At 43.3% G+C, this 22,295-nt stretch carries 19 protein-coding genes and 1 pseudogene; 4 read left to right on the forward strand and 16 right to left on the reverse strand.

What is annotated here, in order from left to right:
- Nucleotides 1–113: 113 nt before the first annotated feature.
- The 4 genes and pseudogenes from AC1ECB_RS09765 to AC1ECB_RS09780 all read right to left on the reverse strand — a co-directional run.
- On the reverse strand, nucleotides 114–473 hold the full coding sequence (locus AC1ECB_RS09765; RefSeq protein ID WP_485668517.1) for a cation transporting ATPase C-terminal domain-containing protein: 360 nt from the start codon (nucleotides 471–473) through the stop codon (nucleotides 114–116).
- Nucleotides 474–570: 97 nt separating this feature from the next.
- Complete coding sequence (locus AC1ECB_RS09770; RefSeq protein ID WP_485669310.1) at nucleotides 571–945, reverse strand: hypothetical protein; 375 nt, start codon at nucleotides 943–945, stop codon at nucleotides 571–573.
- A complete protein-coding gene (locus tag AC1ECB_RS09775) occupies nucleotides 911–1,036 on the reverse strand; it encodes a P-type ATPase actuator domain-containing protein (RefSeq protein ID WP_485669311.1) in 126 nt (41 codons plus the stop codon). The genes AC1ECB_RS09770 and AC1ECB_RS09775 overlap by 35 nt, the downstream gene beginning before the upstream one ends.
- A gap of 139 nt (nucleotides 1,037–1,175) precedes the next feature.
- A pseudogene (locus tag AC1ECB_RS09780) lies at nucleotides 1,176–3,320 on the reverse strand (heavy metal translocating P-type ATPase); the annotation flags it as partial.
- A 360-nt stretch (nucleotides 3,321–3,680) separates the two neighbouring features.
- Here AC1ECB_RS09780 and AC1ECB_RS09785 point away from each other — a divergent pair.
- Together AC1ECB_RS09785 and AC1ECB_RS09790 are read left to right on the forward strand one after the other, a co-directional pair.
- Nucleotides 3,681–3,923 carry a twin-arginine translocation signal domain-containing protein gene (locus tag AC1ECB_RS09785; protein WP_485668518.1) on the forward strand — a complete coding sequence of 81 codons (243 nt, stop codon included), beginning with the start codon at nucleotides 3,681–3,683 and terminating at the stop codon, nucleotides 3,921–3,923.
- A gap of 111 nt (nucleotides 3,924–4,034) precedes the next feature.
- Nucleotides 4,035–4,211, forward strand: coding sequence for a hypothetical protein (locus AC1ECB_RS09790; RefSeq protein ID WP_485668519.1), 177 nt, complete (start codon nucleotides 4,035–4,037; stop codon nucleotides 4,209–4,211).
- 150 nt (nucleotides 4,212–4,361) lie between these two features.
- Here the strand turns inward: AC1ECB_RS09790 and AC1ECB_RS09795 are convergent, their stop codons facing one another.
- The 7 genes from AC1ECB_RS09795 to AC1ECB_RS09825 all read right to left on the reverse strand — a co-directional run bounded on the left by AC1ECB_RS09795 (nucleotide 4,362) and on the right by AC1ECB_RS09825 (nucleotide 13,157).
- Complete coding sequence (locus tag AC1ECB_RS09795; protein WP_485668520.1) at nucleotides 4,362–5,258, reverse strand: hypothetical protein; 897 nt, start codon at nucleotides 5,256–5,258, stop codon at nucleotides 4,362–4,364.
- Nucleotides 5,259–5,448: 190 nt separating this feature from the next.
- Entirely contained in the window at nucleotides 5,449–7,131 is a 1,683-nt protein-coding gene (locus AC1ECB_RS09800; RefSeq protein WP_485668521.1) for a methyl-accepting chemotaxis protein, read from the reverse strand.
- Nucleotides 7,132–7,324: 193 nt separating this feature from the next.
- Nucleotides 7,325–8,713: an esterase-like activity of phytase family protein gene (locus tag AC1ECB_RS09805; RefSeq protein ID WP_485668522.1), complete on the reverse strand. Its 1,389-nt coding sequence runs from the start codon at nucleotides 8,711–8,713 to the stop codon at nucleotides 7,325–7,327.
- 542 nt (nucleotides 8,714–9,255) lie between these two features.
- Nucleotides 9,256–10,029, reverse strand: a complete 774-nt coding sequence (locus tag AC1ECB_RS09810) for a hypothetical protein (protein ID WP_485668523.1) — start codon at nucleotides 10,027–10,029, stop codon at nucleotides 9,256–9,258.
- Nucleotides 10,030–10,066: 37 nt separating this feature from the next.
- Nucleotides 10,067–12,124: a TonB-dependent receptor gene (locus AC1ECB_RS09815; RefSeq protein WP_485668524.1), complete on the reverse strand. Its 2,058-nt coding sequence runs from the start codon at nucleotides 12,122–12,124 to the stop codon at nucleotides 10,067–10,069.
- A gap of 350 nt (nucleotides 12,125–12,474) precedes the next feature.
- Complete coding sequence (locus tag AC1ECB_RS09820) at nucleotides 12,475–12,612, reverse strand: heterodisulfide reductase-related iron-sulfur binding cluster (protein WP_485669312.1); 138 nt, start codon at nucleotides 12,610–12,612, stop codon at nucleotides 12,475–12,477.
- Between the two features lie 92 nt (nucleotides 12,613–12,704).
- Nucleotides 12,705–13,157: a MarR family winged helix-turn-helix transcriptional regulator gene (locus AC1ECB_RS09825; protein ID WP_485668525.1), complete on the reverse strand. Its 453-nt coding sequence runs from the start codon at nucleotides 13,155–13,157 to the stop codon at nucleotides 12,705–12,707.
- A gap of 351 nt (nucleotides 13,158–13,508) precedes the next feature.
- Here AC1ECB_RS09825 and AC1ECB_RS09830 point away from each other — a divergent pair, with 351 nt between their 5' ends.
- Nucleotides 13,509–14,498, forward strand: a complete 990-nt coding sequence (locus AC1ECB_RS09830) for a hydrogenase small subunit (RefSeq protein WP_485668526.1) — start codon at nucleotides 13,509–13,511, stop codon at nucleotides 14,496–14,498.
- Nucleotides 14,473–15,837: a nickel-dependent hydrogenase large subunit gene (locus AC1ECB_RS09835; protein ID WP_485668527.1), complete on the forward strand. Its 1,365-nt coding sequence runs from the start codon at nucleotides 14,473–14,475 to the stop codon at nucleotides 15,835–15,837. The genes AC1ECB_RS09830 and AC1ECB_RS09835 overlap by 26 nt, the downstream gene beginning before the upstream one ends.
- Here AC1ECB_RS09835 and AC1ECB_RS09840 read toward each other — a convergent pair.
- The 5 genes from AC1ECB_RS09840 to AC1ECB_RS09860 are packed head-to-tail and all read right to left on the reverse strand — an operon-like array spanning nucleotide 15,834 to nucleotide 22,028.
- A complete protein-coding gene (locus AC1ECB_RS09840; protein WP_485668528.1) occupies nucleotides 15,834–16,910 on the reverse strand; it encodes a magnesium chelatase ATPase subunit I in 1,077 nt (358 codons plus the stop codon). The genes AC1ECB_RS09835 and AC1ECB_RS09840 overlap by 4 nt on opposite strands.
- Before the next feature lie 28 nt (nucleotides 16,911–16,938).
- Nucleotides 16,939–18,936, reverse strand: coding sequence for a putative cobaltochelatase (locus tag AC1ECB_RS09845; protein WP_485668529.1), 1,998 nt, complete (start codon nucleotides 18,934–18,936; stop codon nucleotides 16,939–16,941).
- A 59-nt stretch (nucleotides 18,937–18,995) separates the two neighbouring features.
- Nucleotides 18,996–20,051 carry an ABC transporter substrate-binding protein gene (locus tag AC1ECB_RS09850; RefSeq protein ID WP_485668530.1) on the reverse strand — a complete coding sequence of 352 codons (1,056 nt, stop codon included), beginning with the start codon at nucleotides 20,049–20,051 and terminating at the stop codon, nucleotides 18,996–18,998.
- Between the two features lie 60 nt (nucleotides 20,052–20,111).
- Nucleotides 20,112–20,894, reverse strand: a complete 783-nt coding sequence (locus AC1ECB_RS09855) for an ABC transporter ATP-binding protein (protein ID WP_485668531.1) — start codon at nucleotides 20,892–20,894, stop codon at nucleotides 20,112–20,114.
- Nucleotides 20,895–20,924: 30 nt separating this feature from the next.
- Nucleotides 20,925–22,028: a FecCD family ABC transporter permease gene (locus AC1ECB_RS09860; RefSeq protein WP_485668532.1), complete on the reverse strand. Its 1,104-nt coding sequence runs from the start codon at nucleotides 22,026–22,028 to the stop codon at nucleotides 20,925–20,927.
- Between the last annotated feature and the right edge of the window lie 267 nt (nucleotides 22,029–22,295).

Here is a 22,295-nt window from a genome sequence, read left to right on the forward strand (position 1 = left end):
TTACCTCGTTTGATTGAACTCAATGGTCAACCCCTACAGGCACTCAACGCCACTTGTACAAAAAACAGCCTGCCCTCGTTTCATTGAGATCAGGCTGTTATTTCTTTAGGCATTCATCGGCTTTGGCACGCAAGGTACAATGGGTACGTACTATTAGGAATGGCTTTTGACAACACAGGAGCACTGCTAAAATCAATAACAGCTGTGGCAGCAGCCACAACTACCGCCAATAGCCAGTCGAAACCACGTAGTGCTACTGTACCAAATATTGGTTGAAGCAAGGGTATGTGGATTGATCCAATTACCATAACCATGGATAAGGTAACCGCAGCAATCAGTAAGGGGTTACTAAGCAAACTTACTCTTCCCGCTTCCTTTTCTATTCGGCAATCAAAGATATGAATGAATTGACTAATAGCTAACATGGCTAACGTCAATGTTCTAGCGACAACTACATTGCCGCTAGATGCCAATTTCCAAGCGCATCTGTGTACTCCTCTTTAGTATCCATATGTTTGTATGCTACCGCTAGCACTCGCAAAGCCTGGCTTGCCATTTTATTGTTCTTTTTTAGAATTCACGGGTGTTTTCACCTAAAGGAACAGGAACACCATTTAACAGGTAATGTGAACAGACATTTATTACAGTGTCGGGCGCCCCCTTACAATACAGCGCTGTCTTGTCTTCTTGTTCTTGACAAACAACAGACATCATTCTTCGCTCTGATTCAAAAGGTATTTCCTTTACTTTGCTAAACTTGTTCTCTAACTGTTTAGCCTGTATACCTGCTTTAGCCGCCGCAACAATAAGCGCACCCTCTGTGGGATCTCCATCAATTGCCCATTCTTTTCGCTGGTCATTCAGCCTGGCTAACGTTCCTTGCAATTTCTTACCTGGCACCAATTTGGCATTATTGCAAAGACTTGCTGTCAACAATGCTTTCATCAAATAATGAAGATTCTTCTACTTCAAATTGGGAAGCAGTAAGCAGCCTGGCATCGGCAGGTACTCGATCGCCGGCTTCTAATACAATGATATCTCCTGGTACTAAATCCTGCGCTTTTCACAGGTAGGGGGACTGTTGCGGCAATCTGTTCAGAGGAAGCCAAATGTTGTAAATCAAAACCACCCTGCTTGCAGCTTGAACCGTTACCTATTGAAAGTAACCGGGCAGAGTTGGCGATAACGCCAAGAGTGCTAAAATTAAGTAAAAGCGATGCAACCAAGGGAGAGATGATATTGGCTGCTGCCAAGGCAATACCCGTTACATTAACCCCAACAGCAAAGGAAAGGTTCTGACGTATTACTTGGTTGGTTCGCTTGCCGATGGCTATCATCTGAGGAACCTTTCTCGGGTCGTCCCCTGCAATAGCGACATTGGCCGCTCGCAGGGCAAGCTCCGGGCAACCATCGGCCATGGCCACACCAACATCAGCAGCTGCCAGTGCAGGCGAATCGTTAATCCCATCCCCCACCATCATAACTGGATACCCTTTTCGTCTTAGTTGGCTAATTGTCTGAATTTTATCCTCCGGTTTCATATTGCTCCAGTAGTGTTTAATACCCAGCTCCTCTGCCACCGCATTACCCGTGTTTGCCGAGTCCCCTGTTACTAATCCAATATGTGGTATACCAACGACTCTTAGTTGTTCAATAGCTTGATAGCTTTCCGGTCGTATATGTTCCTTTACACCGATTAAACCTACCAGTTTTTTATTAACTGCAACATATATAACACTATTTCCAAAATGCTCCAACCGTAATGCACGAGCCTTACTCTTCTTTATATCTACATGTTCTTTCCGCATCAGAAAATCATTGCCTACTAAAACTACTCGTTTATTGATATAGGCTCTGACTCCATAGCCAACAAGCACTTCAGTTTTGACTGGTTCGATAGTTAACTCTTTGTGCTTGGCTTCGTCTACGATCATCCTGGCCAACGGGTGGCAATTGTCTTGTTTGGCTGAGGCAGCCAAAAGCAATATTTCTTGGCTGTTATGCGCTCGTTCTAGTGATATCACTTCCGTGATCGTGGGATCTCCCGTAGTTAGAGTACCCGTTTTATCCCACAAAACTACCTCAGTCTGCCCTGCAACCTCTAAACACCGTGAATCCTTAATGAAAATGCCCTTTCGAGCGGCATCGGCTACTGCTGTACCTAGAGCCGTATTCTTAGCTATTGATACAGCAATCGGACAACCGGCAAGTAACACAGTTAATGCACGATAGAAATTGCGAGTCATTACAAAGATAATGGCAGCAATCCCCATTGTCCATGGCATCAGTCTCTGTGCATAGTAATCTTCTGTATGCTGCAATGAACCTCGCGTAGCAGCTGCCTGCTCAGCCATCTTAAGCATGTGGGCTATGGACGTGTCTCTACCTACCCGTGCTGCCCGAATGGTAAGCATGCCTGATTGAATTAACATGCCTGCGTAGACGTAGTCACCACTCTTCATGCTGATAGGCGTACACTCACCAGTTACGGCAGCTTGCTTTACAATGGCTTTACCATCTGTAATCTCACCATCTACCGGGACTCGCTCTCCAGCCTGCACGATAACAGTATCGCCAACATTCACCGCTTGGGCCGACACCATCTTTAGTTCACCATCATGTAAACATCTAGCAGTCATTTTTTTTGCTGCCATTATTTTATTGATGGCATTCCGTGAGCGAGTTTGCATAACATAATGGAACAAGTCGCTCAAATACACAATTCCCAAAACTGACAATCCGGTTATGCTTTCCCGCATAACCAGCAGGACGAGCGTTGTCGCAAACAACAAAAGATCTGAGTTAACTCTTTTCTTTTTAGCCAATGAATCTACCCCGCGTCGTAATAAGGGGTAACTCCCTATAATTGTTATTAAAGCAGCTAGATTAAAAATGTTAGCTGCTGACGCCAGTGGCGAGCGCCCGACAAACATCCGTTTGGCAAGTAACCCTACCAGTACTCCGCCAGTGGCTAATACGTACAGCTTTTTCATATCGCCGGGGTCGTTACTATTTTGGCTGTATATACTTGGCGGAATTACATTTTCATTTATTTCCTTTTTTTCCGGTCGGCCCCCAAAACGCTCCCATACACTTTCAATTTTTTTACATAACAAGGGAAAACTAATCCTGCTTTGATCAAAATAAATAAGTGCGCGTCCAGTCAAAGCGCTTGCTGTTATTGCCTTAACGCCTGTAACTTTACTAATATGCTCAACAATAAAAGTACCCAACATTGAGTTTTTTCGAAGCCCAGGAATAGTTATTCTTAGCCGTCCTGGCAAAAGTCGGTAGTCTTTTTCTGAAAACAAAGCAAGCATTCAAGTTCCCCCTAGATAAGTTTAAGAAATCATATGAACTATTGTATCCATGTTATTTTAACCATATGTGTTATTTTTAGGATAATAATACGCATGCATAGAAGTTTATTCACGGGGAAAAATGAATAAAAGGACAAGGAGGGATCTTTTTGTATAATATTGTTCGCTGGGGATCTCGTGTTCTAAGACACACTTCCCCGATTACACTAATTGCTTCAGGCACAGCTCTAGCTTTGGCTTTGCCGCCGATCCGCAAAGGACTGCGTTCTGCTGCAGTACTCACAACACGAGGATTATTAAACATAACCGATCAAGTTCAACATGTAGGCACTGCCATGAAAGAGGAATTAGAGGATATTTTTGCTGAAGCGGGAAAGTACTACCCAGCCTGCAGAAACTCTATCAGAACAATTCGAACGCATTAAACATAATACCAGGCGGCAATTTCACCGAATGGCAGTCACGGCTGCCGGCGGTGCCTTGGCTGTTTCAGAGCAGGCGCAATCACCACGAAAGAAACTTAAAGGAGTGACAGTTGACCCCCAAAAAGGACAAATGCATAGTGAAAAAAACATAATGATTGAGAAGTTCACGATGGATTAGATCCGGTATGAAATCTACACACATTCTCAAGTTGTTTACAGGTATGTGGAATTAGATGATAGATAGTCTGATAAGAGTATTATTTCATCCTCTTGTGGAGGTGACATCTTAATGTATTGGTTATTCATGCGCCCTGCGATTGGCTGGGGAGCCTTCCTGTTTGTCCATGCTCTTGCTATTCCGGCAGTATACAAAATGGGGAAAATGTGTGCATCAAAGAAAGAAACCAACCAAACAGCTTTTACTGGTTATGAATCCATGGAAGATGATGCGGACATTATGGAATAGCTTGTGTTTCAAGGCTCCCTAGCCATCTAAGGTGCTTCTATCTTTCTATCTTCTAAGAGCTCTTTTGCCCAGCTAGCCCTTCTACCATATGCTTATTTTGATCATCTCTTTGCCGTACAAAAGTAAACCCCAAAAAACAGGTCCTCAACACTACATGGCCTGTTGCTCAATTCGTTCTTTGATGTATTTTGGTTGTTTTTGGCATTGAAAATCTCGCATCTTTATAGTATGCTCCATAATCGCAAAGTCCATGCTATATGTATTATCATACATACCATAAAACACTTGAGCTACTTTTTTACGCAAAAGCAGCTTAGCATTGTGTGCAACATTAAACAATATACCTGTCAATTCTTTTTCCAGTTGCTGACAACATTGTTTAACAAGCAAATTGTAATCACAACCTACTGCCTTCATACAAATAGTTCCTAACTTTATTTTTTGCAGCAGTTTTCCTAATATAGGATTTATGTCAATTTTACCCATAGCCTTCTGCCAAGTTTTGTCGCCCACTTCTGTTGCTATCTCAGCCATAAAAAGAGTATTTCTATACTCATCAACACTGGTTACTAGTTGAGTAATCGCTGCGGAACCTTCGGCATTAAATTGAAAAGAAACAAGATCAGCTGATATCGTGCCGTAGAATCTTCTGATTTCCAATTGTATATCATGCTTTATTGTTTGGAAAAGATTATCTATAGCTTCAGGGCTAAGAATCTCTTGAAATAAGTAGTTCTCTACCCTGGTTTTTCCTGCCAGTATTTGGGGCGCATGCAATCTAATACTTTCAGTCCCTTTCAATATAAAAGCATTAACCTGCAAATCAATCAAGTTGTAGCAACGTTCAACTGCTACAGCAGCCTCGATTTCTTTTTGACAACGTCTGCGATGTAATGCGTCTAGTAAGCTTTGCTTTAGCTTACCACGCTGTTGCAATCCAATGTTTTTAACCGTTAGGGGATGCAATTTTTTTGCGCTTTTAAATTTACTTTTTATGGTATGGGAAGCTTGTTTGTTATATGATTCTCCAGATAGTAGCTGTAACATTTTCTTCCCTACTTTCGGTAATTTACTCTAACCTATACACATTTATATTATAGGCAAGATGTATAAAAATAGGGTTAAGTAATTGTTAACTTCATATTAAATTAGTCTTCTGAAGTCAAAAACAAAAAATGAAAGACGGCTACAACGAGCCGTCAATGATATCCTGTATTAGTTTACTCCCCTTCATTCACTAAACACGGAATTGGCTAACGGCTGTCTGGAGATCCTGGGCCAGCTTGGCGAGACTTTGGCTGGATGAAGCGATTTCTTCCATAGATGCCGATTGCTCTTCTGTTGCCGCCGACACCGTCTGCGATTCTCCAACTGCCGTCTTGCTATGCTCGTCGATTTCCTTCACTGATGCTACTATCTGCTGGCTACCACTGGCCATCTGCTGAATAGCAGCGGAAATCCCCTTTATTTGTTCAGATACGTGCGTTACCAGCATAGCAATTTCCTTAAATGCCTGGCCTGCCGTAGTGACAACCTCTGTCCCCAACTTAACCTCACGGGTACCTTCACCCATAGAGAAAACAGCTTTATCTGTATCCCCTTGAATCTCACCAATCAGGGTAGCGATATGTTTTGCCGCCTCTTGTGATTGTTCTGCAAGTTTACGAACTTCTTCAGCTACTACGGCAAAACCTCTTCCTTGCTCACCCGCTCTGGCAGCTTCAATCGCTGCGTTAAGCGCTAATAGGTTTGTCTGCCCTGCAATTCCTGATATCGTATCAACAATCTGTCCGATTTCTTTCGATCTTTCACCCAACTGAGAAACAACTTGTGCAGAATTGTTAACAGTCTGTTCAATGTAGGTCATTTGACTGACGGCCTTTTCTACAAAATGTTCTCCATCTATTGCCTTTTCGGCGGCTTGCGATGAATTGTCAGCTACCTGATTGGCGCTAGCAGCAACTTGCTGAATACTGGCTGACATCTGCTCTACTACGGCAGAGGTTTCGCCTACTTCTTTTAATTGTTCTTCTGCGCCAGTAGCTACATCATTAATTGATGTGGCTACTTGGTTTGCTGCTTGCGCTGACTGTTCAGCGCTGGCCGTAAGTTGCTCAGCGGAAGCAGCAAGCTGTTCAGAATTATTTTGAATCCCCTGAACCAAGGCTCTTAATCTCGCAATCATGCTATTGAAGGACACGATAAGTTGTCCTATTTCATCCTGAGATTCAACTTTTATGTCCTGTCTCAAGTCTCCTTCTGCAACCCTTTTTACCACTTCGACTAACGAATTAATTGGTTTTGAAATACGTCTCGCCAAATAGAAGCCTATTATCATACATATGACAACTGCTAACCCGGAAACATACATTATTATCTGTATCGCCATCCTTGCCGTTGCTTCAGCATTTGTGACGTTATTCTTAGCTCGATCCTCATTTATTTTAACTAACTGGTCAAAATTGGTCTGTAATTTTTTTCGTACTGTACGACCATCTTCCCATGATAACCGTTTGGCTTCATCAACATTGCCTGCACTATAATTTTCTATTACGGCTATATTGATTTCAGTGAACTGAGTGTGTGAACTGGTAATCTTATTTAGTAGTTCTTTCTCTTCGGCGGTTTTAACTAAACCTTCAAGTAACGCTATGCGTTTTTTTACTTGAGTAGATTTAGTCTGAATTTCTTGTCTAAACTGTTTATCTTGAGTCAGGAGAAAGCCCCTCTCATCATTGGCTTGACCCGTGAAATAGAATTGAATTTCGCGCAAGGCAATTATAGCCGGGTCCGATTCGTCTGTAACTAGTTGGTAGCCAGTTCTCATGTTATTCATCCCATAAACCGCAACTGAGCACACAACGATAAGAAATATTGCAATTACTAAATATCCTATTAACATCTTAGTTCTAATCTTCAAAATTAACATCCTCTCATTTTTCTCCCAAGAGGGACTCCTATTGCACAAGGCCTATATCGCGCGTAATTAGTCATAATTTTCCTTTTAAAACCATATATCTATACCCCTGCGCCACCCTTCGCCATTGGCGCGTAAATAACAAAACACACCTACGGCTTGCATGCTGCAATCTGTAAGTGTGCTTTTGTTATTGCTATTTTAGTGGTTCTGATAGTTCAATAAACCAAATAAATTGATTGCGTTCAGACTCTTCATTAGGTACAATATGAACGTTTGGCTTAGCAGCTTTCTCTTTATATGTAAAGCTACCATCAGGCATAAGAACATACTTAGTTATATTTGGATTATTATTTTCGGAATCATCTACCTCCGTGGTCATACCAAAATCATTATCGTTGGTTACAACAATCGTTTTATGATCAGGCAACATGGTAATACCTTCCGCTTTTTCAATGTCCCAACTATTGGCTCGAAGATCGACCAGCAAGCGTTTTTCTGCTAATTTAATCCCAGCTTGCGCCAGTTTTTCCTTATCGGCTGTAAACTCCGGTTCTTTTCCATTGACAGTCACTCCAGTAAGATCAGTGGCATTCTGAATAGAAACCAGATAAATCAAGTTGCGCATTTTCTTGTATTTGTCCTTTGCCTGTTCAATCATAAGAAACTGCGTGTCAGATATAGCATAGATATCTCCCAGCTTGGCATCTTGGGGTGATTTGTAAGCCTCTACGTCAATGGGATAAGCAAACATTTTCGTTTTCCCTGTTTTGGGATCGAGCTGAACGATTCTAGTAAATTGAGCCGTTGCTCCGGACTTACCATCAATATTTAGCGGACTTTGTTCTTCTGCATAGACAAGACCATTGGGTGCTATGGTTAGTCCTTCAAAACCACGATTGGGGGTGCGATATTTCATGATTTCCGGCAAACCATTGCCTGGGGCATATTTTTTTAAAAGTTTACCTTGTTTGTTATATTGGGCAATAAACGGACCATATTCATCACAAATCCAAAAGTTGCCCTTTGCATCTAGCGCAATACCTTCTGTATCCATGCCATTATTGTCATAACCTAGACGACTGAAGCTGTCATCAATGGCAATTTCATTGGTGGCACCAACCAAGCCTGGTTCAATGGGGAGACCGGTAATGGCCTTTCCTTTTTCATCTTTTAGACCTATGATATCACTAACGGTTGCTTTCTCGTCTTTTATATGAATCAGAGCAATATGCGGCTGGAATTTCGGAGTAGGAAAGAACTTGCTGCTATATTTTTTTACTCCATCTTGATAAATTGGTCCATCTCCATTAGGCCCACGGTCAGTAATACCATAAAAATCAATAGAACCATCTTTATTTATCGATTTGAGGGCAATTGCCGAGCCAAAGCCTGTTAAAAATCCATTAGTAAAATTTTGTTTGTTTGGACCGTCGTATTTAACATAGTACTTTTCGGGAACGCTAAGCTGATACTTAGTAATTTTGTTTATTTGCGGTAAATCCTCAGCGAACGCCAATCCGTTAAACACACTGGCTGTAACCGATACGATAACCGCCAGAGAAAAAAGGAATCGTTTCTTCACGTAAGTTTCCTCCATTTTTTGTTATATTGATTATATAAATTTTGACATATTCCAAGAGCAAAAAAGTTAAGAAAACGTTAAATTAATATTAAAAATAATATGGTGTAGTTTATATTAGACTGACATGGAGATAACAAGGTGCCGTTAGCAATTTTCTAACGGCACCTTGTTATTCCGGAATTTATAAATTCCATCATGAATTTCCAGCTTGCTCATTCATGCACTCGGCATCCCATCAGTATATAAAATGGGAAAAATGTGTTGCCACTTTGCGAATTTCTCAACTACCACGGGGGAAAATGAACAAAAGGGTCCCCACTGTCAATTACCTCACCTCATTGACTTAAATCCGGATTATCAGTTCCGTCGTCAATCGGCAACTCATCTATGGAAGCTTCGATGGACTTGGCTGTTTAGCAGCAGTTCTTGCCAATACCTATTTTTTGATACTTTATCTGTTGTCAAATTACAACAGATAAAAGAAGATCTGGTCCAACGTCGAAAACGGCAGTTATAGCAGGAAATTGTTTCTTTCGCCATTTTCATTGGTTTTCCACAAGTGTTCTCATCTCCTCGTAGCTAGCAAGTTGTTTTTTTGAACAGGTTGTCCATAAATTTAAATCAGTAGCTTCATCTAATTTGTGGACTAAAACTACGGCCCTGCCCTCCATAATAATCGACTTAACCATATTCCCCAATAAAATTAATTCAGAATCTTCTAAATATACTCCGTGCATGTTTCTTACCTTGTCAACAGCGGGATGGGAACAAAGATCTCTAACATTTATGATGTTATTAGGTGCATTAATTTTGATTTTTCCTTTTATCCAGCCATCGTTGTCACTTAAACGCAAACCTGCTCCGGCTAAAGCCCCGATGATTCCCTGTCCAGTGCCTCCATGCTCAGAAAGATGAACATTCAACCGGCTAGCCAGGTTATAGGCATCATCTTTTGTGACTACTTCCCGCTTTACTCTGTATCCAAAATCGATCAAACTTTTATTATCAAGAAAGTCATCAATAACGACTACACATAAACCGGGATCTGCCTCAACTTGACTTTCCTGTTCCAGAAACATAGCTGCATAGTCAATAATCTGCTGTAAATATTCAATTTTGATATCAGCTTTAAAACACATTGAACTATTATGCGAGGTATATGGAACAGCTGGATCAAGCAGCAACTGGTGGCGTGTAACCCAAGAACATTTACCCCAGTCATGTTCCTCAATGGCCTGCGCAATCATTTCGGCAAGTTCACCTGTTCCTCTACTTTCTATATTATCCGTATCATCAATACACACCAGAATTTGCATATCTTACACCTCAACTCTTAAAATGCACTAGTATTGATTAAAATTTGATGGTTGTACCAAACTCTGTATACCGGCCAGGCGCGACAAGGTATGCCCCCTGGTAATACTCCTTATCAAATAGGTTTAGAACCTTAACATAGTACTCGGTATTCTTTACTGTCTTGCTGACTTTTAGATCAACGACATGGTATGCTGGCAAACCCTTGGTCTTCCAAGATCCCCAGACATTGTCACTTACACTTGCATTACCATCGCTAGAACCATTGCCATTGCCCTGACTATACATACTTCTCACTGCTCCAACATAGTTAACGGCCAGGTTGGCATTTAATCCATCTTTTCCTGCATAATTAAAACCATATGAGAACTTGCGATAAGGGACATCACTCACTTGCGTCTTCACTCGAGTGTCATAAGCATTTGTATATGAGTAATTTGCGAATCCTTTAATACATGGACTGAGTTTTTTGCTGATTTCCATCTCAAAGCCATGCATGTCAACATCAGGTATGTTGTAGTATTGGGTACGACCGCCGCCCGCACCATTGCCTTTAATCATGTTTGTTATGTCTCTGGTAAAGTAGGTAACATCAAATCCAATCCCGGACTTCGTCGTGGATGACAGTCCCACTTCGCGGTTAAGGGCTTCTTCAGGCAAAAGATTAGTATTGGCAAGCGGTGCAGACCGTTCCATTGCATTAGGCGATCTGAAGCTTTGCCCGATTGAGCCATGTAAAACAGTATTTTCGCTTAGCTTGTAATTTAAAGTGAAAACCGGATCATCTGATGAATAATTACCACGTATATCTTGATAGTTTGGGGTATATGCTGTTGTTCTTACTATGATGCGATCATCGGTTTCATTATGCCTGTATCCAAAGCTGGCATCCAGTCTGTTGTTGACCTTAAGTACGTCTTGAAGATAAAAGCTTTTGCCGGTGTAATCATAGTCACCGCGGTTATATGTACCATTTGGAGTTGTGCCAGAACCATTGGGCGTTTTCTCAACGAAGTCGCTGGTTTCGTAGGAATAACCCCAGGTAGCAGTATTTACTCGGCTTGTTTTAATCGTATGCTGCAATTCATAGCCCTTTACATCGCCATCCCAATCCACACGTTGATAACCGGAAGTAGTAAGCAAACTTTTTTGGTTGGATTGATAAACTCTCAAGCTGAAATCGCTATTATTGTTTAGCTTTTGATCATATACAGCACCGATGTATGATTGTTTAATCGGATCATATGCCCAGTCATAAGTATTGCCAGGGGCGTCACCACCGCCAAAATAATTATTTCGTGAAGTAAGAGTGCCACCTTGACCAGGGTATTTAAGTATATTGCCATTTGCATCAATACGATTAGGAAATTGTTTGGTCGTGTCGGAATACGAGCCAAATACAGTCAGAGAGGCTTTAGGATTAAGATTCCAACGAATTTTTCCATTGTAGTATTCTGATTTTTCGGCAGAGTGGGTTGTATAGCCGTCAGTATCTTGTTTTTTCACGCCAAAATAATAGTTAACCTTTCCGGTATCTCCGCCAAATGAGAGCGAATACGTCTCGGTGTCCCAACTTCCCTTTGCTATCGATATCGAACCGGAACTTCCCTTACTGCCATTTTTAGTAGTTATAAATATTATTCCGCCAGGAGCGTTGGTACCGTATATAACGGGAGCAGGACCTTTTATCACCTCAATCTTCTCGATATTATCTGCAGGTATAAGTGATAAATCTGTCCTCCCGTCACCAACTGTACTGAGCATCACTCCGTCAACAATTACCTTAGTGCTATTAGCATCACTACCGCGAAATTGAGCATACTTTTTGCTCTTTGTATTACTACTGGTAACATATAAGCCGGCTACATCTTTCAAGGCTTCAGCCGCATCTTGAGCCCCTTTGGCTTTTATCTCATCCGCTGTGATAACAGTCATTTTGACAGGAATTTTAAGCGGATTAAGCTTGGAGTCAGTTACTACTACTTCGTCGAGTGTTGTATCACTGTTATTGGTTTCTTCTGCAGCTGCCATAGCCGCAAAACTAGAATATATCAGGATTGATGCAGCTATAACTGCTACTTTTTTTGGTTTTCTCATTTTCTTATCCCCCTTATAAACACCCTATCTAATTGCATCTAATTGTGCATTGTGGTTCTTAACTCTTTTGAATTAATTATTCCTGCCAAAGAGCTTGCTATGCAGGCTCAAAGTACCTTATCGCTCCTTTCATCGAATACTTATCCGATGTCCCCCCTTCCCTGCACCAGTGACTTATTTATTCTAGATTACAAACTTGATGCTAAAATTTCAGCGATATCCAAAATCATAATCTTTTATAAGGACCTTCCAATTTAACTGCTTCAGAGAAAACCATTTTACAAAACGGAAGGCAGTACCGATTACTTCTGCTCCGGTTGCGGCGGCTTCTTTAACGCGATTACCGGTGATCAGATTATCGGTGGTAGGCGTTGTCCAAATCCGGGGTCTCCCCCAGCCCCGCAGCAAAAAGTTCGTTGCTTTGAACGCGACATTTCCGCTAGCTGAGTCCCTGGAACAGCTTTGATAACTTCCGTGGCGGACTGAATAAATCATAATAGTTAGTTGAACTAAATAAATAGTGTTACAATTTATCCTGGTTATTAGTTTATTAATTTGCAGTTTCTCGCTTGGGGTGTAGTCAGCAATTTTTTTGTTGTGGAAATTGCTTAGCTAATTTTTCCAGTAATACTATTAAAAACTGCTGTTCTTCCGGGGACAAGTACCCAAGTGGACCGGCCAATTTTTCGACAAACTTGGATTCAGAGTGGTGAAATATGTTTTGTCCTCTATCAGTTAAGCAAATTATCCGCACTCTGGCATCGGCAGGATCTGCAAAGCGAGAAACGTAACCGGCTTTCTCCAAGCGATCGAGTATTTGCGACATGGTACTGGGGCGAACACCTATCATTTTTGCAAGAAATCCGGCGGTACATTGCTTCCGTTCCCACACAGTCTTCAATATCCACCACTGAACCTTTGTAATAGGTGGTACTACATCCTGGTCTGTCGAGTCGAACTTCGGGTTACGCAGTTTGCGGTTTATTTTATGAATCAGGGTATACAGCCGCTCTGTTTTGTCATTTAAAGACAAGGAATCACCTCAGAAAAAATAGTTAGGTGATCTAAATGTATTTATATTAGTAATTGTTAGTTTAACAATTAAGGTATTATAACGAAAAGTTAAATAAATCTGTGATTAAAGTAAATTTACACACCATATAGAATATAGTCAGCATTAAACCGTATATCCATTCATCAGTTAGTATGGTTATGTTTATTTATATTTGCTGCTTTTGTTTTTATATTTTTTCTACATTGATTATGAAATTCCTGCCATGTTTAAATAAATATTTAGGTAGGGACGTCTTACTGTTTCAAATTGTTGTACTTAGTTCAGCTATAAGGTCATATTCTTTTAAAAAATAATGAAATGAGGAGCACTATGGAAAAGAAGGATTTTGAAGCTATTTGCCGTCAAAAGGTATGCTCCCCTAATCATAGCTTATCAGCTAGTATTATTCCTGCCGCCTCCGACCATATCCGGCGTCACAACAAGGTTAAACTACCAGTAATATGGTTGGAAACCAGCGATAGCGGAGACAACAATATCGCCTTTATGAATACGACTTATCCCTATCTGCATCAGGTATTTACCGATATGATTAACCTCTTATTCAGCAATACCTTTATGGCCGCTCAGGGTGCAGATGCTCTTGCTTTGTTGTTTGGCTCGGCCAAAAAATACAAGGGATCGTTCACGCTTGTTGTGGAAGGAGCTATACCAACTCAGAATAACGGCATCTATAACGTGGTGGCCCGAACTAAAAAAAGAGTGATTACCGCCTTAGAAGCAGTGACCACTCTGGGTAGGATGGCTGAGTACGTTGTAGCCATCGGAACTTGTGCCAGCTTCGGCGGTGCCTCATCAGCTGCGCCTAACCTGACAGGCTCGGTTGGAGTCAGCAAGGTATTGAACCGGGAAGTGATAAATGTAAGCGGCTGCCCCGTCAATCCCGATTGGTTTGTAGGTACACTGGCTCATTTACTCATGTATGGCAAGCCGGAACTTGACTCCCTGGGACGTCCCACTCTATTTTATGGTGCTACTGTTCACCGGCACTGTCAACGCCGTTCTTATTTTGATAACAAGGACTATGCTGAAAAGTTAGGCGATATAGAATGTATGTTTTCTTTAGGCTGCGTGGGGCCGAAAACCAGTGCAGACTGCCCCTACCGGCAGTGGACCAACCATGTCAGTTGGCCTGTCAAAGTAAATACCCCATGCATAGGCTGTACTAATCAGGATTTTCCCGATGGTTCTACTCCATTCTTTGTTCCTCTACCCAAAAAAGATAAAAGCACGCAAACTGGAGCTATATCGGATTCTGCTGTGAAAGGAGATACCTATGAGCCAAAAAAAAATCCTGTTTAGCCCAGTTACTCGTCTGAGTGGGTTGCTATCCGTGGAATTAACAATTGAGGACGACATTATTCAGGAAGCTGATGTCAGTTGTACTATGTTTCGCGGTTTCGAATATATTATGCGTGAGCATCATGTTACTGATGCCGTGTATCTAACGCAGCGAATATGCGGTATATGCTCTACTGCTCACGGCGCTATTGCCAGTTACTTACTGGATATACTATATGACAATGAGATTCAGGATAACGCTCAGTATTTACGAAACATTATGTTAGGAGCCGATTTCCTTCAAAATCATATCCGTCATTTTTATTTCTTTGGTCTGCCAGACTATGTCATCATGCCGGATTATCCGCCGTTTCTTGAGCAAAACTGTGATGACTGTCGTTTAAACGACGCAGATAACCGCAATGTAGCCTCCCATTATATTAATGCAGTAAAAGCATCTGCAAAATGCCATCAACTGTTGACACTCTTCGGCGGGAAAGCGCCACATCAGCACAGCTTTGTCCACGGAGGCGTAGCGGTAGCTCCAACTGCTGATAAAATTAATCAGGCACTAGCCTTAATTCGGGATATCCGCAATTTTATCAGTGGCTGTTTACTGCCTGATACCGAACTAATTGCTCATTGCTACAAAGATTACTTTACTATTGGCAGGACTCCGGGACGTTTTCTGTCCTTTGGTCTTTTCCGGTTTGGGAGTAAAAATGAACAAATTCTTTGGAAAGATGGAGTTCTTATTGGTGATCGTTACTCCAAACCAAGGTTAAACCTCCTTCAAGAAGACATAACCCATGCGTGGTATGAACGTTCTCAGTCCATTGCCAACTCCAACGTTCAGCCTGCCCCCTACAAACCAGCGGCTTATTCCTGGACAAAAGCGGTGCTTTACGATGGCAGGCATTATGAAGGTGGCCCCCTGGCCCGGATGCTATTTAATGGGTTCTACTCAGGTGGAACGTCAACTATGGATCGAATTGTGGCCCGGTCACTGGAAACAGAGCTGATAGCAGAGCTGGTAGAAAAATGGCTCACCGAACTTGAACCCGGTGAACCGCCAATCAAGCAAAAAGATAAACTGGTTACAGATCAGGCTATTGCTGTAACAGATGCCATGCGGGGCCCATTGCTCCATAGCGCACAAATTAGAGACGAAAAAGTCAAGTATTATGATATCATCACACCAACTGTTTGGAACTTCTCGCCCAAGGATGCAACCGGTCGCCGGGGGCCTGTTGAGTCAGCGCTGGTAGGCACAAGCATTCCAGCACCTGAACTGAAATACGTTATACTTGGGCGTATCATTCGTTCCTTTGATCCTTGTATTGCGTGTGCGACTCATTAGATAATATGCTGATCATGGGAATGCGCATGTTGATGAGAGTGTGAGTGAGACATAACTTCCTGCAGTTTTTTCTGGTCTGAACCAATTTCCTGGAAAGGTTTTTTCCGCATGCGGTGCATAAGGGCCAGTTCAACTACCTCGGACACATCGGCTTGCTCGACTTTATCGCGGCCATTAAGTGCCGCCAGCGCCTTGGCTGCTTTCAGCATGACTAAGTCGGCCCGGTGACCGTCAACACCCATTTGAATGGCAATGTCGGCAATGTTATATAACACTTCATCATCATAGCTAACCTTTGGTAACAGTTGCTGCGCTGCCACCATTTTATCCCGCAGCTTGCCCTGCTCGGCTTCCCAGGTTTCAGCAAACGCCTCTTGGTTTTCTTCAAAATTCGTGCGGCGCTTAATAACATCTACCCGTTTGCCCGGATCGGCAATCCCTTCAATGGTGACACACAGGCCAAAACGGTCTAACAGTTGCGGCCTAAGCTCGCCTTCTTCGGGGTTCATAGTACCTACAAGGATAAACTGAGCCGGGTGGGAGAAGGATACGCCTTCCCGTTCCACAGTGTTTACGCCCATGGCCGCTGCATCCAGCAGGACGTCCACAATGTGGTCGTCCAATAAGTTGACTTCGTCGACGTAGAGAATGCTCCGGTTGGCTTCGGCCAGCACGCCAGGCTCAAATTTCTTTTCGCCATGTTTGATAGCATATTCGATATCCAGAGTGCCAACAACCCGGTCTTCGGTTGCCGATACCGGCAGGTTAACTACTTTCATGGTGCGTTTGGCCCGGGGCAAGATTTCTCCCTGTTCGTAACGCTCATGACATGACGGGCAATGAGTCAGCGGCTGATCCGGATCACAATGATAAGGACAGTCTGCCACTACTTCGATTTCTGGTAAAAGTTCGGCTAAGGCCCGTACGGCTGTCGATTTGGCAGTTCCTTTTTCGCCGCGAATGAGTATCCCTGACAACCGGGGGTTGATGACGTTGAGCATCAGCCCTTTTTTCATACTTTCCTGACCTACTATAGCCGAAAATGGATAATTCCTTTGTTTATGATTATGCATGCTTTCTATCTCCTCTGCTATTATGTTATTATGCTAAAGCTCCTCGTACTAAATCGACCAAACTATCCACTTTAAGCTGTTCAATGGTGTAGCATTCACCACCCAGCCGCACTGCCAATTCTTGTGCTTTACCAAAGGATAATAGTCCTTTTTGTTCAGTATCAACGACAATATATTTGATGTCGAACTCTTCCCGCAGGTTGTCGGCTACCCGGTGTGCTTCAGCCATAGGTTTGTCTTCAGCCATGGCGACGTTGGCTTTGCCGTCTGATAGTATGACAACAATGGGTCGCATATGCGGACTGCGCTTCAATTGCTGTCTAATGACCTCCTGGGCCTTGACCAGACCAGCCGCTAACGGCGTTTTGCCGCCAACCGGCATCTCTACTAGACACTTTTGCGCCAATTCCACGCTGTTGGTCGGAGGCAACAGTACTTCGGCCTGCTCGCCTTTGAAGGCAACCATTCCCACTTTATCTCTTTTCTGATAGGCATCCTGCAAGAGTGACAAGATGGCTCCCTTGGTTTCAATCATCCGCTGTTTAGCTCCCATGGAGCCGCTGGCGTCTACAACAAACAGCATAAAATTGCCGATACGTTTTTCCCTGACTTTTTCCCGGATATCGCTGGATTTGATGACAATAGCCATGCCGTTGGACTGACGGCTCCGCTGGAAGGGCGCCGCAGCGCGAATGGTAGCGTCAATAGCCAGGTCGTCCCGCTCCCGGTGACTGGTGCTTTTTACATAGCGGCCCACACTGGAGTCGGTTTTGGTGCGTGAACGGCGGCCAGATCCCCGTCGTGCCTGGCGGTCTTTGTCCATGGTAATTCGTTTGATGGCAAAGGGTTTGCCGATGGCGAATACGACCTCCATGGCTGGATTGGCTTCACTGTTATTGTCTTTGTCCTGATCCTGGTCTTTATTCTCTTCCTGATCTTCCTCCTGTTCGCCTTCAGGAGGCGGGGGTGGGGGCGGGGACTCTTCGTTTTGGTCGTCTGGTGGTTCTGGCTGTTCTTGTTCCTGCTGCTGGGGCGTTTCTGATTCTTCCGGCGGTTGACGGCGGCGGTGCGCCAGTACCAGCGGGGCAATGTCCAGTATGTCTTCTTCTGTTACCGCTGGGTGACTACGCCAAGCGGCCAGTGTCAGTGCTGCCCTAACAAGCATAATGTCGGCACGGTGCCCGGCGGCAAAAGACTCTGCGCATAATTGACTAATTTTTGTATAAAGTTCGTCCGCCAAGGTAACAGTCGGTAACAGGGTTCGGGCTGTCATGACTTTTTCTCGCAGTTCAGCCTGTTTAGCCTGCCACGCGGCAATAAATTCATCCGGATTTTTTTCAAAGGCTTCACGGCGCTTGATGATCTCCACCCGGGCTTGCCTGTCAAGCAAGCCCTGCACATCAACACACAACGCAAAGCGGTCTAAGAGTTGCGGCCTAAGATCGCCTTCTTCCGGATTCATCGTACCCACCAGGATAAATTCTGCCGGATGGGTGACGCTGATGCCTTCCCGCTCAACAACATTAATACCGCTGCCAGCGGCATCAAGCAGCACGTCAACAATATGATCATCCAAAAGATTGATTTCATCAATATAGATAATACCCCGGTTGGCTTCTCCCATTAAACCAGGCAGGAATGCTCGGTGTCCAGCCTTAATGGCTTGTTCAAAATCCAGACTGCCAACAACCCGGTCTTCGGTAGCTGATACCGGAATATCAATAACAGGCACCGGCATAACCCTTGCCGGCAGATTTTCTCCCCGGTTGCGGCAATCGTCACAGGCTTTGCCTTTATTTCCTGGCTCACAATGGTACGGGCAGTCTGCCACGGCCAGCATATCTGGCAGCATTTCCGCCAGACCGCGAACAGCTGTCGATTTAGCTGTTCCTTTTTCACCACGAATCAATATTCCTCCCAGACAGGGATTGACAGCATGCAGCAAAAGCCCCAACTGCAATTCCTCCTGCCCGGCCAAAGCCGCAAAGGGATACACGACGCGGCGTTGTTTGTTTGATTTTCCCATACTCTCGCCTCTACTTTATTTCACTATTTTATCTAAAACCATTTTCCGTTTTTTACTACTTAAGGATATACAATAATTCCCTTTGCATCCACATGATAGAATTCTTTTTTCATTTGTTTGTAGACTTCATAAGGGTCAATGTCTGCAAATCTATCCGGATACATTTCCTTCACCATATACAACATGCCGATAATACTGCCTTCCGGAGTTGTGCCAATATCCTGTGCCAATAACACTACTTTGTTGTTCTTTACAGCAGGCAGTTCATTCCAGCCAGTCCTAGCAATCAAGCTGTCATACAAAGCTTTAACCTTAGCCTTGTCAGTCAACCCTTCTCCCATTGTCTGGTTATTACTGGATACCGTTTTAATGATGACCTGGGGATTTTTTTGCAGCACCCACTCTGCGCTAACTTTTGGGTATTTCACATTCTCCTGACCAGCAATATTGATACCACCGGCTCTGTTGACCAGTTCGTCACCACCTGTTCCTCGTGCCACAGTAGAGTAATCGCTATAACCCTCAAAATACACAGTCGCCTTGTCCTCTGGTTTAATATCCTTCACCCTGGTTTCAATAAGATTCCGGTACTTCATAATAAATTCAGCATACTTTTGCGCCTCAGCCTCTTTGTTAAACAGTTTTCCTAATGTAAGAATCTCATCCTGCAAAATGGATGGCAAATAAAACTCAAAAAATATCACCGTAATACCCGCGTCTTCCAACTGTTTTATCTGCGCTGGGTTTATATTGCTATTTCCAAGCACGGCATTTGGCCTGGCCTCAATTATTTTTTCCACATTAGGCTGCCTGAATGTTCCAAAAACCTCCAGATTGACGGCAGCAGGCTCGACTTGTTGTGTACTGTCATTCACGCCGATAATTGTATCCGCAGCCCCAATTGCCGTAACCATATTATAGGTCGAGGAGTTAAGAACAATCACCCGTTGCATCTTCGCCGGGATCTTGATCTCTCTGCCGGTTGAATCCTTGATTGTTGCAGTCGTTGCGGCAGCACTGTCCGATTGTTTTGCAGTATCTGTCCGGTTGCAGCCAGCAAATAGCACTGCAGCCATACTAATCGCCAGAACTATCAAGCATATTTTTCTAGTCATTATTGGCATCCTTTCTCATGCTCTGTTGTCAAATCGAAAATGTATGCAACGCTACATATCTCAACCTGCCGTTTCTCCAAGCGGTTCAATGGGTACAACATAATGGCCGTATCGCGTTTCAATAATCGTAGCCGAAATATTATACACTTCCCGGATATTGTCTTCAGTAATCACCTGCTCTGGTTTTCCCGCCGCATAAATGGCGCCCTGTTTCAGCATCACCAGAGTATCGGAAAAACGGGATGCCAGATTCAAATCATGAACCACCACAATGACTGTCCGTCCTTCAGTCTCTGCCAATCGTTTAATGGTTGCAAAAACCTCGAGTTGATGTCTGACGTCAAGGTTGCTTGTCGGTTCATCAAACAGAAATATCGCGGGTTGTTGCGCTAACGCACGAGCCACAAACACTTTTTGCTTTTGCCCGCCGCTTAACTGATCAAGCGGCCGCTCGGCCAAATTTTCTATTCCTAAAAAATTCATAACCTGCGTAACCACCCGAAAATCCTCGTCACTAACTTCCCAGGCTACATGTGGTTTTCTGCCCATCAATACGGTTTCCAGTACGGTAAATGAAAATACATCTCTGGTATTTTGCGGCACATACCCCAGAGCTTTTGCCAGTTCACGGGAGTTTTTCCTGGCAATATCCTTACCGTCTAAATGCACTGTGCCTGTTTGCGGCTTCAATAAGCGAACCATGCATTTTAATAGCGTAGATTTCCCGGCTCCATTAGGACCGACGATACTGACAACCTGCCCCTGTTGTACATTCAGGCTCACATCCTGTAATATGGGATGACTATTGTAGGAAAAGCAGACATTTTGTACGGCAATGTTCATGTTATCCACCTTTTTTCTTATTCGGGATTTTTAGTGAAATTGTTTTTTCTTTAAGAGCATATAGAGAAAATAGGGACCGCCCAGCAAACCTGTCACAATACCAACCGGAATCTCTACCGGCGAAACAATAGTCCTGCCCACCGTATCCGCACAAAGTAAGACTAGCGCCCCCATGATACAAGAACAGGGAATTAAAAATCGATTGTCACTACCGATAAGCATTCGGGATATGTGCGGTGCAACCAAGCCAATAAAGCCGATAATACCGGTAAAAGCTACTGTGGCTGAAGCAGCCAGTGTAGCCACTGTAAGGCAAATAAACTGCAGCCGTTTTATATTCACCCCCAGATTAGTTGCCACCGCTTCACCAGCCGAAAGAGCGTTCATATCCCAGGCGTAACTCAGCAAAATCAGCATACAGATGCTTACAATCGGTACCAATAATCCTACCGCCTGCCAGGTTGCTCCCCACATACCGCCCATCAGCCAAACAACAAGGTCTTTTAAGGCATCATTATTGGAAAAATACTTCAACGCCGATACCCCTGCAGAGAAAATATAACCCAAAGCAACCCCAGCCAGCACCAGTGTTGTCGGTGAACCGCTCTTCATCCGGGCAAAGCCAATAATAACGAAAATCGTAATAAAACCAAAAACGAAGGCATTAAACGCAATAAAATAGGGTCCCATACTGTCAAAGCTGCTGCCAAATAACCCTTTTCCCAGTACAATAGCAATAGCTGCACCTAAAGACGCCGCCCCTGACATCCCCAAAGTGTATGGGCTCACCAACGGATTATGGAGAATGCCCTGCATAACAGCGCCAGCCCCCGCCAGGCTGACCCCGGTAAGAACAGCCAGTAAAACGCGGGGAAATCTAAGTTTCATTACAATCGTATCAGCCAAATTGTTGGTATATTCGTATTGGGTATGGAGCACTTTATTGCTGATAGATTTAACTACATCGCCGACACTGATAGAAGCTGTGCCAATAGAAATAGAAAGTAAGACCAGCGTTATTAGCAGCAAAAGCAAGGTTACTATAATAAAATATTTTTTTCCAGTTTGCCTGGTATATATCTCCTTGAGTTTTGCTGCATCAGTACAGGAATGATTGCTGTTTATCTTCGACAAATTTCTTCACCTTTCCTTGCTATGATTCAGGATATGTATAAAAACAGCCATGACAAATAAACATGCCCGCTTACTACTGTGAGCTCTGTTCACCTTCATGGCTGCAATCGCAATAAAATTCAGTTTTATTATGCAAATAAATCAGTAATTCCGAGTTTCTGAGTAATGCACCTTGTACACAAAAATCCATGAAAATTACAGTCTTATTTTAAGACAATAACCTTCATGGTCAAGTTACGCTGCAATACATAGCAGCAGCTTCAGCTG

It is taken from the genome of Sporomusa sp. 246TCP1, from assembly GCF_057319775.1.

Coding starts and splice junctions, on each gene's coding strand:
- AC1ECB_RS09795 (WP_485668520.1), bottom strand. CDS start 5,258: ATGTTACAGCTACTATCTGGAGAATCATATAACAAACAAGCTTCCCAT.
- AC1ECB_RS09835 (WP_485668527.1), top strand. CDS start 14,473: ATGAGCCAAAAAAAAATCCTGTTTAGCCCAGTTACTCGTCTGAGTGGG.
- AC1ECB_RS09810 (WP_485668523.1), bottom strand. CDS start 10,029: ATGCAAATTCTGGTGTGTATTGATGATACGGATAATATAGAAAGTAGA.
- AC1ECB_RS09770 (WP_485669310.1), bottom strand. CDS start 945: ATGAAAGCATTGTTGACAGCAAGTCTTTGCAATAATGCCAAATTGGTG.
- AC1ECB_RS09855 (WP_485668531.1), bottom strand. CDS start 20,894: ATGAACATTGCCGTACAAAATGTCTGCTTTTCCTACAATAGTCATCCC.
- AC1ECB_RS09815 (WP_485668524.1), bottom strand. CDS start 12,124: ATGAGAAAACCAAAAAAAGTAGCAGTTATAGCTGCATCAATCCTGATA.
- AC1ECB_RS09845 (WP_485668529.1), bottom strand. CDS start 18,936: ATGGGAAAATCAAACAAACAACGCCGCGTCGTGTATCCCTTTGCGGCT.
- AC1ECB_RS09850 (WP_485668530.1), bottom strand. CDS start 20,051: ATGACTAGAAAAATATGCTTGATAGTTCTGGCGATTAGTATGGCTGCA.
- AC1ECB_RS09840 (WP_485668528.1), bottom strand. CDS start 16,910: ATGCATAATCATAAACAAAGGAATTATCCATTTTCGGCTATAGTAGGT.
- AC1ECB_RS09830 (WP_485668526.1), top strand. CDS start 13,509: ATGGAAAAGAAGGATTTTGAAGCTATTTGCCGTCAAAAGGTATGCTCC.
- AC1ECB_RS09790 (WP_485668519.1), top strand. CDS start 4,035: ATGTATTGGTTATTCATGCGCCCTGCGATTGGCTGGGGAGCCTTCCTG.